The organism is Aquabacterium sp. (assembly GCF_035476535.1).
Classification (GTDB): Bacteria; Pseudomonadota; Gammaproteobacteria; order Burkholderiales; family Burkholderiaceae_C; genus Pseudaquabacterium.
The window spans coordinates 1-14,874 of the sequence record NZ_DATILJ010000014.1; the positions used below are offsets into that span (position 1 = coordinate 1).

At 68.9% G+C, this 14,874-nt stretch carries 8 protein-coding genes and 1 pseudogene; 4 read left to right on the top strand and 5 right to left on the bottom strand.

Annotated features, from left to right (window positions below; all coding sequences use genetic code 11):
• The 4 genes and pseudogenes from VLK61_RS01255 to VLK61_RS01270 all read left to right on the top strand — a co-directional run.
• Positions 1 to 531: pseudogene (locus VLK61_RS01255) on the top strand (alpha-1,4-glucan--maltose-1-phosphate maltosyltransferase); the annotation flags it as partial.
• Between the two features lie 34 nt (positions 532 to 565).
• Positions 566 to 3,901 (top strand): maltose alpha-D-glucosyltransferase, encoded by a 3,336-nt coding sequence (gene treS, locus VLK61_RS01260; RefSeq protein WP_325417463.1) that lies wholly within the window; start codon positions 566 to 568, stop codon positions 3,899 to 3,901.
• 63 nt (positions 3,902 to 3,964) lie between these two features.
• Positions 3,965 to 4,666, top strand: a complete 702-nt coding sequence (locus VLK61_RS01265; RefSeq protein ID WP_325417465.1) for a mechanosensitive ion channel family protein — start codon at positions 3,965 to 3,967, stop codon at positions 4,664 to 4,666.
• On the top strand, positions 4,663 to 5,817 hold the full coding sequence (locus tag VLK61_RS01270; RefSeq protein WP_325417467.1) for an amylo-alpha-1,6-glucosidase: 1,155 nt from the start codon (positions 4,663 to 4,665) through the stop codon (positions 5,815 to 5,817). The genes VLK61_RS01265 and VLK61_RS01270 overlap by 4 nt, the downstream gene beginning before the upstream one ends.
• Positions 5,818 to 5,840: 23 nt before the next feature.
• Here the strand turns inward: VLK61_RS01270 and VLK61_RS01275 are convergent, their stop codons facing one another.
• The 5 genes from VLK61_RS01275 to VLK61_RS01295 all read right to left on the bottom strand — a co-directional run bounded on the left by VLK61_RS01275 (position 5,841) and on the right by VLK61_RS01295 (position 14,859).
• Positions 5,841 to 6,401: a Uma2 family endonuclease gene (locus tag VLK61_RS01275; RefSeq protein WP_325417469.1), complete on the bottom strand. Its 561-nt coding sequence runs from the start codon at positions 6,399 to 6,401 to the stop codon at positions 5,841 to 5,843.
• A gap of 164 nt (positions 6,402 to 6,565) precedes the next feature.
• Positions 6,566 to 7,483, bottom strand: a complete 918-nt coding sequence (locus tag VLK61_RS01280) for a DUF808 domain-containing protein (protein WP_325417471.1) — start codon at positions 7,481 to 7,483, stop codon at positions 6,566 to 6,568.
• 98 nt (positions 7,484 to 7,581) lie between these two features.
• On the bottom strand, positions 7,582 to 8,481 hold the full coding sequence (locus tag VLK61_RS01285) for a transglutaminase family protein (RefSeq protein ID WP_325417473.1): 900 nt from the start codon (positions 8,479 to 8,481) through the stop codon (positions 7,582 to 7,584).
• 77 nt (positions 8,482 to 8,558) lie between these two features.
• Positions 8,559 to 11,129 (bottom strand): circularly permuted type 2 ATP-grasp protein, encoded by a 2,571-nt coding sequence (locus VLK61_RS01290; protein WP_325417475.1) that lies wholly within the window; start codon positions 11,127 to 11,129, stop codon positions 8,559 to 8,561.
• A 154-nt stretch (positions 11,130 to 11,283) separates the two neighbouring features.
• On the bottom strand, positions 11,284 to 14,859 hold the full coding sequence (locus tag VLK61_RS01295; RefSeq protein ID WP_325417477.1) for a DUF2126 domain-containing protein: 3,576 nt from the start codon (positions 14,857 to 14,859) through the stop codon (positions 11,284 to 11,286).
• Between the last annotated feature and the right edge of the window lie 15 nt (positions 14,860 to 14,874).

The following is a 14,874-nucleotide window of genomic DNA, read 5'->3' on the forward strand; positions in this document are numbered from 1 at the left end:
CTGGCCGCCACGCTGGGCGCGAACTACGGCCTCTACGGCCCGGCCTACGAGTTGCTGGAACATGCCGCGCTGCGCCCGGGCGGCGAGGAATACCTGGATTCGGAGAAGTTCCAGCTGCGCCACTGGCCGCGCGAACGCGAGGACTCGCTGGCCGATTTCATCGGCGTGCTCAACCGCGCACGGCGCGACAACCCTGCCCTGCAACGCGATGACGGCCTGCGCTTCCTGGCCGTCGACAACGAGCAGCTGATCGCCTATGCCAAGGTCTCGCCCGATCGCAGCAACATCATCGTCTGCGTCGTCAACCTCGACCCGCAGCACACCCAGAGTGGCTGGCTCGAGTTGGATCCAGAGGCTTTCGGCATCGCGCCGCAGCAGAGCTACCAGATGCACGAGTTGATCTCGGGCGCACACTTCCTGTGGCATGGGGCGCGCAACTACGTCAGCATCGACCCGCAGCGCTGCCCCGCGCAGGTGATGCAACTGCGGGCGCGTTTGCTGCGCGAGAACGATTTCGACTACTTCCTGTAGCCAACTGAATAACACGCAAAAACCAGGGCCCACCGTGGATGCCGCCACCGAGCTCGACCTGACTGCTGCCGCGCCCCAGGCGGCCATCGACAGCGACCCCCTCTGGTACAAGGACGCCGTCATCTATGAGCTGCACATCAAGGCCTATGCCGATGCCAACGGCGACGGCATCGGCGATTTTCGCGGCCTGACCGAGCACCTGGACCATGTGCAGTCGCTGGGCGTCAACACGATCTGGCTGCTGCCCTTCTACCCCTCGCCACTGCGCGACGACGGCTACGACGTGGCCGACTACGAAAACGTGCACCCGTCGTATGGCACGCTGGACGACTTCCGCGCCTTCGTGGCCGAAGCCCACCGTCGCAACCTGCGCGTGATCACCGAGCTGGTGGTCAACCACACCTCCGACCAGCACCCCTGGTTCCAGGCTGCGCGCCGCGCGCCCAAGGGCTCGCCGGAACGCAACTTCTACGTCTGGAGCGACGACCCCACGCTGTACAGCGGCACGCGCATCATCTTCACCGACACCGAGAAGTCCAACTGGACCTTCGACGAAGTGGCCGGCCAATACTTCTGGCACCGCTTCTTCAGCCACCAGCCCGACCTGAACTTTGACAACCCGGCGGTGCTGGAGGCGGTGCTCAAGACCATGGCCTTCTGGCTCGACATGGGCGTCGACGGTTTCCGGCTCGACGCCATCCCCTACCTGATCGAGCGCGACGGCACCAACAACGAGAACCTGCGCGAAACGCACGACGTCATCAAGTCCATCCGCCACCGCCTCGAACAGCACTACCCGGGCCGCCTGCTGCTGGCCGAGGCCAATATGTGGCCCGAGGACGTGCGCGAATATTTCGGCGAGGGCGACGAATGCCAGATGGCCTACCACTTCCCGCTGATGCCGCGCATGTACATGGCCATCGCGCAGGAAGACCGGCACCCGGTGGTCGAGATCCTGGCGCAGACGCCGGACATCCCACCCAACTGCCAGTGGGCCATCTTCCTGCGCAACCACGACGAGCTGACGCTGGAGATGGTGACCAGCAAGGAGCGCGACTACATGTACAGCATGTACGCCTCCGACGCGCGGGCGCGCATCAACCTGGGCATTCGCCGCCGCCTGGCGCCGCTGCTGGAGAACGACACCGAGCGCATCAAGCTGATGAACAGCCTGCTGCTATCGATGCCCGGCACACCGGTGCTGTACTACGGCGACGAGATCGGCATGGGCGACAACATCTTCCTCGGCGACCGCGACGGCGTGCGCACGCCGATGCAGTGGGCCAACGACCGCAACGGCGGCTTCTCGCGCGCCGACCCGCAGCGCCTGTACCTGCCGCCGATCCGCGATCCGATCTACGGCTTCGAAGCCGTCAACGTCGAGGCGCAATCGCGCGAGCCTTCGTCGCTGCTGGCCTGGACGCGCCGCATGCTGGCCGTGCGCGGCAGCAGCCAGGCCTTCGGCCGCGGCGAGTTCACGATGCTGCACCCGGGCAACCGCAAGGTGCTGGCCTACGTGCGCGAGCATGGCGACGACGTGATCCTGTGCGTGGCCAACCTGAGCCGCGTGGCCCAGCCAGTGGAGTTGGAGCTGGCCGCCTGGAAGTCGCGCGTGCCGGTGGAAATGCTGGGCCGCAACAGCTTCCCGCCGGTTGGCGACCTACCCTACCTGCTGACGCTGCCGGGCTACGGCTTCTTCTGGTTCCGGCTGTCCACCGACGCCGCGCCGCCGCGCTGGCACATCGAGAGACTGCCGATCGAAGACCTCACGGTGGTGGTGATGTTCGACGGCTGGAACAGCCTGTTCCGCAACCGTGTCGTGCCCTGGCGCATTGCCCTGGCCGAACGCACGCGGGCGCAACTCGAACAAGAGCAGTTGCCGATCTTCCTGAAGCGCCAGCGCTGGTTCGCGGCCAAGGGCGACCTGCTGCAACGCGTGACGCTGGTCGAACATGTCACGCTGACATCGGGCCGCCACGAATGGCTGCTGACACTGGCCGACGCGCAAGGCCCCAGCGGCTCTGCACGTTATTTCATGCCCTTGACCATGGTCTTCGACGACGACGACGAAGAGCGCACGCGCAGCCTGACCGGGCTGGCCGTGGCCAAGGTGCGCCAGCAGGCCAGGATGGGGCTGCTGGCCGACGCGATGGCCGACGAGCCCTTCTGCCGCGCGCTGGTCGAGGCCATTGGCGCCAACAAGGTGCTGAAGGCCGAGGGCGGCACGCTGCGCTTCACGCCGGCAGAGGCCTTCGCCGAGGTGGTCGGCGATACCTTGAGCGGCGCGACGCCGCTGCATCGCCTGACGCTGAGCAGCAACTCCGTCAGCCTGCTTGGCGAACGCCTGTTCCTGAAAGCCTACCGGCGCCTGCAGCCCGGCCTGAACCCCGAGCTGGAGATGGGCCGGCACCTGACCGACGTGGTGGCCTACGCCAACTGCGTGCCGGTGGCCGGCAGTGTCGACTACCACGCCGCCGATGGCACGGTGTGGACCCTGGCGCTGCTGCAGGCCCAGCTGACCAACCAGGGCGACGCCTGGGTCTACGTCGTCGAGCAGCTCAAGCGCCTGCTCGAGGCGCCGGCAGAGATCGCCCCGGACGACAGCGGCGCCGAGGCCTCGGTCGAGCGCATCCAGGTGCTGGCCCAGCGCGTGGCCGAGCTGCACCTGGCACTGGCCCGGCGCACCGGCCGCCCGGCTTTCGACCCCGAGCCGGTGCAGGCCGCGGACCTGCAACACTGGTGCGCGCTGGTGCGCGAGGAATGCCAACGCAGCCTGGCGCTGATCGAGGAGCGCCGCAGCAGCTGGGCCATCGCCGTCGACGAACTGGCGCTGCGGGTGAGCCAGGCCCGGGACAGCTTACTGGCCCGCATCGACAGCGCCGCGCTCGCCGCGCCGGTGGGCCTGAAGACGCGCATCCACGGCGACCTGCACCTGGCCCAGGTGCTGGTCTGCCGCGACGACTTCTACATCATCGATTTCGAAGGCGAGCCGCAGCGCGGCTTCGACGAGCGGCGCACCAAGCAGAGCGCGCTGCGCGACGTGGCCGGCATGCTGCGCTCGTTCAACTATGCGCGGCACACCGCCTTGCGCCACGTGGCGCCGGGCGCCGGCGAGCCGGAGCGCCTGGCGCACGTAGCGCGCGACTGGGAACGGCGCGTGCGGGCCGCCTTCCTCGCCACCTACCGAAGCGCGATGCAGGCCGGCGGCCTGTACGGCGCCGGCGCCGGATTCGATGCGGCCCAGCCGCTGCTCGACCTGTTCGAGCTGGAGAAGGCGCTGTACGAGCTGCGCTACGAAATCGACAATCGGCCCGATTGGGTTGCGGTGCCACTGGCCGGCATCGCGGCACTGGCCGGCGTTGCCGATTGAGCCCCCGCAAGCGGACGCCAACGACACGCAAGACCCAAGACGCAAGACACAACAGGACGGACCATGCAGAACATCGATGTCGTGCTCGAGCCGCTGCGCGCGCTGCTGCAGCAGGTGGGCGCCTTCATGCCCCGCCTGGTGCTGGCCGTGGGCGTGCTGATCCTGGGCTGGCTGGTGGCCAAGGCCTTCCGCTTCAGCGTCGTCAAGGCCTTGCGTGCGCTGAACTTCCATGTGCTGACCGAACGGGCCGGCATCGACAACTTCCTGCAGCAAGGCGGCACGCAGAAGGACACGGTCGAGCTGTTCGGCTGGATCGCCTATGCGCTGGTGATCCTGGCCTCGCTGATCATCGCCTTCAACAGCCTGGGCCTGACCCAGGTCACCGATCTGCTCGGCCGCGTGCTGCTGTTCGGGCCGCGCCTGCTGGTGGCGCTGCTGGTCGTGGTGTTCGGCAGTTATTTCGCGCGCTTCGCCGGCAATGCCGTGCAAAGCTACTGCCGCGGCGCCGAGATCAGCGACGGCGAACTGCTCGGCCGCCTGATGCAGTACGGCGTGATGGCCTTCGTGGTGCTGCTCGCGGTCGACCACCTGGACATCGGCGGTGGCCTGATCCAGCAGACCTTCCTGATCCTGCTGTCCGGCGTGGTGGTGGCGCTGGCGCTGTCCTTCGGCCTCGGCGGCCGCGACCGGGCCGCGGCCTTGATCGAACGCTGGTTTCCGCGTGACACCCGGGACGGCAAGGACAGCCGGGACCGGCGCGCTTGATAGCCGCCGGCCTGCACGCATCGCTGGCGCTGCTGCGGCGCAACCTCAGCCCGCACGGCATCCTGGCGGCCAGCCGCACCGAAGCCGCCGAAGCCCGCCGCTACACCCGCATCTTCGGCCGCGACGCCGCGATCTGCGTGCTGGCGATGTGCGGCAGCGGTGACTCGCTGCTGGAGCAGGCGGCAGTCGCCAGCCTGGAGGCGCTGGCCAAGGAGCAGGCCGCCAACGGCCAGATCCCGAAGTACGTGGACCCGGACGGCGCCGATGCCGACTTCTGGTACCTGGGCTGCATCGACGCCACGCTGTGGTGGCTGATCGCGGTGGACCATGTGCGGCGCCACGGCACGGTGGGCGCTACGCACTGGCAGGACGGCGTGGCGCGGGCCATCCGCTGGCTGCAGGCGCAGGAGCACCAGCGCTTCCGGCTGCTGCAGCAGAACGAGGCCAGCGACTGGGCCGACATCATGCCGCGCTCGGGCTACGTGCTCTACACCAACGCGCTGTGGGTCGAGGTCAAGCGCCGCTTCGCGCTGCCTGACGCGCAGGCCACGCACCAGCACTTCAACCACCTGTTCGACCCCTTTCAGCGCGACCTGCCCGAGTACCACCGCGCGCGCCTGCTGCAGCACTACGCGCGCCGCGGCCGGCGCGACCCCGGGCTGTACCTGAGCTTCGTCAACCTGGCCTTCGCTGGCAACGAGGGCGACGTGTTCGGCAACCTGCTGGCCATCCTGTGCGGTGCGGCCAGCGAATCCAAGGGCCATGGCATCGTGCAGACGCTCGGCACCGCCGGCGCCGCGCACCCGTATCCCATCCGCGTGGTGCTGCATCCGCTGTCGCGCCAGCACGCGCTGTGGCAGGCCTACATGGTGCGCCACCAGCAGAACCTCGTGCACCAGTACCACAACGGCGGCATCTGGCCCTTCGTCGGCGGCTTCTGGGTCATGGCGCTGGCCCGGCTGGGCCTGCAGGATCTGGCTTGGCAGCAGCTGGGCGAACTGGCCCGCGTCAACAGCCTGGACGACTGGCGCTTCACCGAGTGGTTCCACGGCCGCACGCTGGCCCCGATGGGCATGGCCGGCCAGAGCTGGAATGCCGCGACCTTCGTGCTGGCGCACCGGGCGTTGACGGGGAGCGGCGCGGCCTGGTGATCGGGCTGCAGCGGCCCGGACGCTCACGCTGCGGATTCGTCGACGCCGGGCTGCGCGCTCTCGACGCCCTTGAAAACGGCGTCCATCGGCAGTCGGCAATCGATGCTGGCCAGGACCAACTCAGCCGCCCGGGTTTGATCCGATAGCAGCCATCCTCCGGCTGTCAGCGTGAACACCTCGACCTCACGCGACGCCGGATCGATCAGCGCGTACTCGCGCAGCGCCTGCAGACTGCGGTAGAGGATGAACTTGTTGCGCCTGTCATAGCCCTGGGTGGACGGCGACAGGACCTCGATGATGAGCTTGGGGTCAGTGACGGTCTGCTCGTCGCCGGCCTGGGCCTTGCCGCAGGTCACCATGACATCGGGGTAGAGGATGGCCTCGTTGGCAAGCTGGACCTTCATCGACTCGGCAAAGACTTGGCAGGGTGTGCCGTCCAGATGCTGAGCCAGGCGCGACGCCAGGTTGAGGATCACGCGGTTGTGTCGAGCCGAGCCGCCGGTCATCGCAAACACCTCGCCACGAAAGAACTCGTGGCGCGTGTCCTGCTGACTCTCCCAGGCCATGAAGTCGGCCAGGGACATTGTCGAGATGGGGAGTCCCACGGGCGGTACCTGCTGATAGGACGCAATGCGTACCATCATACAAAACCACCATCGACGTTCTGACCGCGGCCAGGAAGCGGCAGGACCTCGACAAGTTGTTCCGGCCGCTATCGCACGACGCGTCGAAGCTGGGAGCCGTCGCGTCAGGCCGCCGATCGCCGCAGCAGCTTCTGCCCCAAGGTCGCGATCACCAGCGCCAGCGCGCCGGCGACGATACCGGCCAGCGCCTCGGCGGCCATAGCCAGCAGCGTCGCCACCGGCCCCACCGGGCCGTGCGTCAGGCTGTCGACGAAGTGATGCAGCGCCGGCCAGCCGTGCACCAGGATGCCGCCGCCGACGAGGAACATCGCCGCGGTGCCGGCAACCGACAGGAACTTCATCAACCACGGCGCCGCGACCAGCAGCACGCGGCCGATGGCCTGCTGCAGCGCGCCGGCGCGCTGGCTGAGCCACAGGCCGGCGTCGTCGAGCTTGACGATGCCGGCCACCAGGCCGTAGACGCCGATGGTCATGATCACCGCGATGCCGGCCAGCACCATGGCCTTCACCGCCAGCGGCTTGTCGGCCACCGTGCCCAGCGTGATCACGATGATCTCGGCCGACAGGATGAAGTCGGTGCGCACCGCGCCGCGGATCTTGTCGCGCTCGAAGGCCACCAGGTCGGCCTGCGGATCGATCAGCACCTTGACCACATCCTTCTCGTGCTGCGCATCCTCGGCCGGGCTGTGCAGGAACTTGTGCGCGAGCTTCTCGACGCCTTCGAAACACAGGTAGACGCCGCCGATCATCAGCAGCGGCAGGATGGCCCAGGGCGCAAACACGCTGATCAGCAGCGCCGCGGGCACCAGGATCAGCTTGTTGACGAAGGAGCCACGCGCCACCGCCCAGACCACCGGCAGTTCACGCTCGGCGCGGATGCCGGCCACCTGCTGGGCATTGAGCGCCAGGTCGTCGCCCAGCACGCCGGAGGTCTTCTTGGCGGCCACCTTGGTCAGCAGCGCGACATCGTCGAGCACCAGGGCAATGTCGTCGAGCAGGGCAAGCAGGCTGGCAGCGGCCATCGGTTTCAGCAGTTAGTGGTGATATGCGTCCCCGGCGGGGACAGGCCGCGCAGCGACCAGGGGAGCGCGATCGTGAACGGAGCCAGACCGCCGGGGTCTCATGTTAACGGCTCGACAGTGACGCCGACATGCGGCGGCGTGCTGCCGCCACCGCGGATCACGCCGCGCAGCGGCGCCACGTCGGCATAGTCGCGGCCATGGGCCAGCGTGACGTGGTCTTGCGCCACCGCCACGTTGTTGGTCGGGTCCAGCGCCACCCAGCCGTTCAGCGGGCACCACACCGCCACCCAGGCATGCGAGGCATCGGCCCCCACCAGCCGCGGCTGGCCGGGCGGCGGCTGCGTCAGCAGATAACCGCTGATGTAGCGGGCCGCCAGGCCGTGTGAGCGCAGCGTGCCGATCATCAGGTGCGCGAAGTCCTGGCACACGCCGCGGCCCTGCTTCAGGGCCTGCAGCGCATCGGTGGCGACATCGGTGCTGTGCGGCTGGTAGCGGATGCGCTCGTGCACCCGGTCCATCAGCGCCCAGGCCAGGCCCAGCAGCGGGCGCTCGGGCTCGAACAAGCCGTTGCCGAATTCGGCCAGCAGCGCATGGTGGGCCGCAAACGGCGAGCCGAGCACGAACTCCACGGCATCGGGCTGCTGCGCGCCGGCCCGGTAGCGCAGCGACTGCGCCACCTGCTGCCAGGGCGGGCTGTTGTCGACATCCAGCAGCGGCGGCGGCAGCAGTTGCACGCGAAAGCGCGACACCACCGTCAGGCGCTCATGGACCCGCGCGTGGCTGAAACCATGGCGCCAGTTGCCGAAGGCATCGCGGCTTTCCTGCACCGCGTCCCGGCCGCCTTCGGGCGCCGGGTCAATGCGCAGCTCCCAGCCCTGCACACGCTGCAGTTCGGTCTCGCGCGGGCGCAGGTGGGCACTGTGGTGCGCCACTTCCACCGGCGTGTCGTAGTCGTAGCAGGTCTCGTGGCGCACGGCCAGCATGCGCGGGCCGGTCACCGGCCGGGCACCCTGAGCTTGACCCTGGCTTTGACGCTGGCCCGAACCGGGTCCCTGCGACTGCTCCTGGCTCGCCGTCATTGCCACACCGAGCGTTCTTCGGACACCACGTGCACGAAGAGATGGCGGCCGATCTCATCGGACAGCGTGCGCGCCGCCTGGCTGCAGCCGTTCAGCGCTTCGATCAGGTCGGACAGGCGCTGCCCGGCATCGGGCGTGGCCATCTTTTCGAGCGACCAAGTTTCAGGCGCCGGCAGCGCGGCGGTGATCTGCGCCACCCACGCCGCATCCTGCCGCGCCAGCTTGCGCAGGCGCTCGCGCATCGTGCGCGCCACCCAGGCCAGCGAGCGCGGGTTGTCGGTGTCGAAGACCAGCAGGTGCAGCAGCGGCAGCACCTCGCGCCGGGCCTGGAACTGCGCGCGGTAGGTGATGATGCTGTCGAACAGGCCCAGCAGCACCGCGAAGCCGTCGTCGGCCTCGTGCACGCCGTGCTCGAAGCCCAGCGCCAGCGCATGCGAGAGCATGTCCAGCCGCTCGATCTGCCGGCCCACCGAGAGCAGGCGCCAGCCGTCGTCACGCGTCATGCGGTCGGTCTGCGCGCCGGTGATGGCGGCCAGGTGGGTGGCGGCACGCGCCAGCACGCCCAGCACATCGGGCGCGGTGACATGGCCTTCGCCTTCTTCGAGCACCGCGCCCAGGTGGTGCTCGAAATGGTCACCGACCTCGTGGATCAGCTTCCAGTGTTCGGGCGACAGACGTTCGCGCAGCGCCTGCGCACAGTCGCGCAAGGCGCGCAGGTTGTAGCTGACGCTGGTGAGCTCGCTGTCCAGCCCCAGGCCATGCACCAGCGCCCGCTCGAACAGGCGCATCGATTGCCATGGCGCCGGCACCGCCGAATCGACCAGGCCGTGGTGGCGCGCCAGCGCGTCCAGCAGGCGCAACACCGGCTCGCTGGCCTCGGGCAGCGCCTCCAGCATCACCCGCGCCAGGCGCGCGGAGTTCTCCGCGCGTTCGGTGTAGCGGCCGAGCCAGAACAGGTTCTCCGCGGCACGGCTGGACACCGTGCGGTGCCAGCCCTCCAGTTCGGCCGCCGACAGTGCCTTGGGCAGCAAGGACGTGCGGTCGACCGCGCCGCTGGCGATGACCCAGGTGTCGACGCTGGCGCTGCCGCTTTGCATCGACAGCAGCGGGTCGTGCATCGCCTCGTCGCGGCCGGCCACGCGGGTCAGCGCGCCGGGCAGCACGCGCCAGCCGCCGCTGCCGTCGGCCAGCGCGTAGACGCGCATCACCGCGGCGCGCGGCCACAGCTGGCCCTCGGCCCAGACCGGGGTTTCGCTGGGGCGCTGCGGCACCAGCAGCGTGTAGGCGGCCGGGTCGGCGTCGATGCGGGCGATCAGGTCGGCGCGTGCCTTGTCGTCGAGCCGCGCCACCACCTGGGCCGCGATGCCGCTGCTCGGGAAGGTCGGCACGACGATGAACTCGTCCAGGTGCTCACGCTGCGCGGCCCACACCGCCGCTTCGCCGCACCACCAGGTGGTGGGCGCCGGCAGCAGCAGTTCCTGGCCCAGCAGGCGCTCGGCCACTGCCGGCCAGAAGGCCGACAGGCCCAGGCTTTCCAGGAAGCCGGCGCCCGGCGCGTTGGCCATCACCAGTTCACCCGCCCGCAAGGCCTGCAGCAGGCCGGGCACGCCGAGCGCGGAATCGGGGCGCAGCTCCAGCGGGTCGAGGAACTCGTCGTCGACGCGGCGCAGCAGCACGTGCACGCGCTCCAGGCCGTGCAGCGTCTTCAGGTACAGGCGGTTGCCGCGCACCGTGAGGTCCGAGCCTTCGACCAGCGTGACGCCCAGGTAGCGCGCCAGGAACACCTGCTCGAAATAGGTTTCGTTCAGCGGACCGGGCGTCAGCAGCACGATGCGCGAGCGTTCGCCGGCCGGGCTGGCCTGCATCAGCCCATCGAGCAGCGAGCGGAAGGTCGAGGCCAGGCGCTGCACGCGCAGTGCAAAGAATTCGTCGTGCAGCTGCGGGCCGATGATCAGCCGGTTCTCGAGCAGGTAGCCCAGCCCCGAGGGTGCCTGCAGCCGCTGCGCCAGCACGGTGAAACCGCCGTCGGGCGTGCGCGCCAGGTCGAAGGCAGCGATGTGCAGATGCGTGTTGCCGCGCGGCCACAGGCCGTGCACCGGCCGCAGGTACTGCGGGTGCGCAAACACCAGCGGCGGCGGCAGCAGTGCATCGCGCAACAGGGTCTGCGGACCGTAGATGTCGGCCAGCGTCAGCTCCAGCAGCTTGGCGCGCTGTTGCACGCCCTGCTCGATCACGGCCCAGTCTTCGGCGCTGACGAGAAAGGGCAGCAGCTCCAGCGGCCAGGGCCGGCTGGCCTCGGCCTGCTCGGCATAGACGTTGTAGGTGGCGCCGTCTTCGCGCACACGCTGCTGCACACGCAGCTGGCGCGCGCGCAGATCGGCCCAGCCCTCGGCGCCCAGGCTGTCGAAGAACTGGCGCCACAGCGGCGCCAGTTCGGCGGGAGCGCCGGGCCGCGTCAGGCCCGCGCGCAGTTCGTCGTATTGATTCACCGTGCCACGGTGGGCCACCGCCGCGGCCAGCGCGGCGGCATCCGGTCCGTCGTCTTCGGCGAGCAGGCTGCTTTGCATGCCCCGATCATGCCCGTTGCCGGACGCTTGCCGCATCGGGCCCTCCCCGCTTGACCCGAATTTCCGCCCCCGATTCAGGCGGCGCAGGGCCGCCCCAAGGCGCCTGATCCCCCTCGGGGGGACCATGCCGAAGGCATGTAGGGGGCCACATTCATCAGCGGCCAGCCGTACGCAAGTCCAGCGTGAACGGGAACTCCAGGCTGCGTACCGCCGGCTTGACCTGCATCTGCCCGGGCGTGTGGCCGATGGTGAAAAAGCGCGCCAGGCGCCGGCTCTCGGCCTCGAAGGCATTGATCGGGAAGGTGGCATAGCTCAGGCCGCCCGGATGGGCCACGTGGTACTGGCAGCCGCCCAGCGAGCGCTGCATCCAGCGGTCGACCAGGTCGATGACCAGCGGCGCGTGCGACGGGATCGTCGGGTGCAGCGACGACGGCGCCTGCCATGCACGGTAGCGCACGCCGCAGACGAATTCGCCGACGCGGCCGGTGGGCTGCAGCGGCACGGCCTGGCCGTTGACGGTGACGATGTGGCGCGGATCGACCAGCCCGCTGAGCTTGAGCTCCAGCCGCTCCAGCGATGAATCGACATAGCGCACCGTCGTGCCCTGCGCGCCCTCCTCGCCCATCACGTGCCAGGGCTCCAGCGCATTGCGCAGGCTCATGTGCACGCCACGCGCCGTCAGTTCGCCGACCTTCGGGAAGCGGAACTCGAAATGCGGCGCGAACCATTCGGACTTGAAGTCGTAGCCGGCCAAGCCCATTTCCTCGATCACGTCCTCCATGTCCATCCACACGAAGGTGGGCAGCAGGAAGCGGTCGTGCAGTTCGGTGCCCCAGCGCACCAGTTCGCCGCGGTAAGGCTCGTTCCAGAAACGCGCCACCAGCGCGCGCAGCAGCAGCTGCTGCACGATGCTCATGCGCGCATGCGGCGGCATCTCGAAGGCACGCAGCTCCAGCAGGCCCAGCCGGCCGGTGGCCGAATCGGGCGAATACAGCTTGTCGATGCAGAACTCGCTGCGGTGGGTGTTGCCGGTGACGTCGATCAGGATGTTGCGCAGCGTGCGGTCGACCAGCCACGGCGGCATCTGCTGGCCGTACACCGACTTGGCGCGCTCGATCTCGCCCATCGCCAGTTCCAGCTCATACAGCTGGTCGTTGCGCGCCTCGTCGACGCGCGGCGCCTGGCTGGTCGGGCCGATGAACAGGCCCGAGAACAGGTAGCTCAGCGCCGGGTGGTTGTGCCAATACGCCAGCAGCGAGGCCAGCAGGTCCGGCCGGCGCAGGAACGGTGAATCTGCAGGACGTGCCCCGCCCATCACGAAGTGGTTGCCGCCGCCGGTGCCGGTGTGGCGGCCATCGAGCATGAACTTCTCGGTCGACAGGCGCGACTGCCAGGCCGCGTCGTACAGGAACTCGGTGTGCTCGACCAGTTCGTTCCAGTCGTGCGCCGGGTGGATGTTGACTTCGATGACGCCGGGATCGGGCGTCACCTGCAGCAGCTTCAGGCGCGGGTCGCGCGGCGGCGGGTAGCCTTCGATGACAAGCTTGACGCCTTGCGCCGCCGCCGTGGCCTCGATCGCAGCCAGCAGCGCCAGGTAGTCTTCCAGCCGCTCCAACGGCGGCATGAAGACATACAGCACGCCGCTGGCCGTGCCCTGGGCCTCGGCCTTCGGGCCGTTGGCGCGGCGCGGGTCACGCACCTCGACGATCAAGGCGGTGCGGGTGATCCAGTGTGCCGATTCATCCTGCTGCGGCGCGCGCTGCAGGTCGGCTGCCGTGGCACCGGCATCGCCGCTGGCATCGTTGGCCGCGAGGCCCTTGCCGCTGCCTGCGCCGCGCAGGCCGACGCCAGGTGTGCCACCACCCAGTGCCGGACCGCCATCGGCGCCGGCAGCGCCCGCGCCCGGCTCCGCCAAGGGCCGCTGCACCGCGACCATGCCGCCTTCGGCAAAACCGCCGCCGATGACATGCGCGGCGTACTGCGACTTCAGCGTCGCCGCGGCCGGCAAGGCACCGCGCGGTGCGAAGGGGTCGGTCTCGATGTGAAACGGGTAGTCGGTGCTCTTGACCCAGGGCAGCGAATCCAGCGGCAGGCGGTAGCCCATCGGCGAATCACCGGGGTACAGGTACATGCGCTCGTCGCGGAAGAACCACGGGCCGGTGATCCACTTCGGCCCGCTCAGGTTCGGGCTTTGGCCCTCATTTTGGCCCTCACTTTGGTGATGCGCCGGCTTGATCGGCAGCGCATAGCCCACCGCGTACTCCAGCCCCTGCGTGAACACGCGGCGCAGGCGGATGCGTTCCTGCTCGTCGTCGAGCTTGGCATCGAAGGGATCGACATTCACCGGCAGCCGGCGCTCGCGCCACAGGTAGTACCAGGTGTCCTCGTAGCCGGTCTGCACATGGGTGTCGGTGATGCCCAGGCGCTGCGTCAGCGCCGTCATGAAGGCCTTGGCGTCGGCGGTGGTGTAGGCGTGGTGGTCCCGCTCATCGGCGAACAGCGCCGGGTCGTGCCAGCAGGGCTCGCCGTCAGCGCGCCAGCAGATGCTCAGCGCCCAGCGCGGCAGCTGCTCGCCCGGGTACCACTTGCCCTGGCCGAAGTGCAGGAAGCCGCCCTTGCCGTAATGCGCACGCAGGCGCTGCACCAGGTCTTGCGCCACCATGCGCTTGGTCGGGCCCAAGGCGTCGGTATTCCATTCGGCGCCATCGCGGTCGCTGACCGAGACGAAGGTCGGCTCGCCGCCCATGGTCAGCCGCACGTCGCCGGCCACCAGCTGTTCGTCGACCGCAGTGCCCAGCGCCAGCATGTCGGCCCACTGCGCGTCGGTGTAGGGCTGGGTCACGCGCGGCGATTCCCAGATGCGGCTGATCGACATCGAATGGCCGAACTCGACCTCGCACTCGTCGACCGCCCCACTCACCGGCGCGGCGCTCGAAGGCTGCGGCGTGCAGGCCAGCGGGATGTGGCCCTCGCCGGCCAGCAGGCCCGAGGTGGGGTCGAAGCCGATCCAGCCGCCGCCGGGCAGGTACACCTCGCACCAGGCGTGCAGATCGGTGAAATCGATCTCGGTGCCACTCGGCCCGTCGAGCGCCTTGACGTCGGGCTTGAGCTGGATCAGGTAGCCGGAAACAAAACGCGCGGCCAGCCCCACATGGCGCAGCGCCTGCACCATCAGCCAGCCGGTGTCGCGGCAGGAGCCGGAGGCGTTGGTCAGCGTCTGCTCCGGCGTCTGCACACCGGGCTCCATGCGGATCAGGTAGCGGATCTCGTGCTGCAGGCGCTGGTTCAGTTCGACCAGGAAATCGATGGTGCGCCGCGGCGTGTAGTCGAGGCTGTCGACGAAGGCCTTCAGCTTGGGCGTCGCCGGCTCGACCACCAGGTAAGGCGCCAGTTCCTTCTTCACTTCCTCGTCGTATTTGAACGGAAAGTGCTCGCCTTCGGGTTCGAGGAAAAAGTCGAACGGGTTGTAGACCGACATCTCGGCCACCAGGTCGACGGTGACGCGGAACTCGGTGGTCGGCTCCGGGAACACCAGCCGCGCCAGGTAGTTCGCGAACGGGTCCTGCTGCCAGTTGATGAAGTGGCCCTCGGGCTCGATCTTCAGCGAGTACGACAGGATGTTGGTACGGCAGTGCGGCGCCGGGCGCAGGCGCACGATGTGCGGCGACATGGCCACACGGCGGTCGTACTTGTAGTGCGTGACGTGGTTCAGCGCGACATGGATCGACACGGGAAGCCTTCTTTG

Bases quoted from the DNA above. Each gene is read 5' to 3' on its own strand.
- VLK61_RS01265 (WP_325417465.1), top strand. From the start codon at position 3,965: ATGCAGAACATCGATGTCGTGCTCGAGCCGCTGCGCGCGCTGCTGCAG.
- VLK61_RS01275 (WP_325417469.1), bottom strand. From the start codon at position 6,401: ATGTCCCTGGCCGACTTCATGGCCTGGGAGAGTCAGCAGGACACGCGC.
- VLK61_RS01280 (WP_325417471.1), bottom strand. From the start codon at position 7,483: ATGGCCGCTGCCAGCCTGCTTGCCCTGCTCGACGACATTGCCCTGGTG.
- VLK61_RS01290 (WP_325417475.1), bottom strand. From the start codon at position 11,129: ATGCAAAGCAGCCTGCTCGCCGAAGACGACGGACCGGATGCCGCCGCG.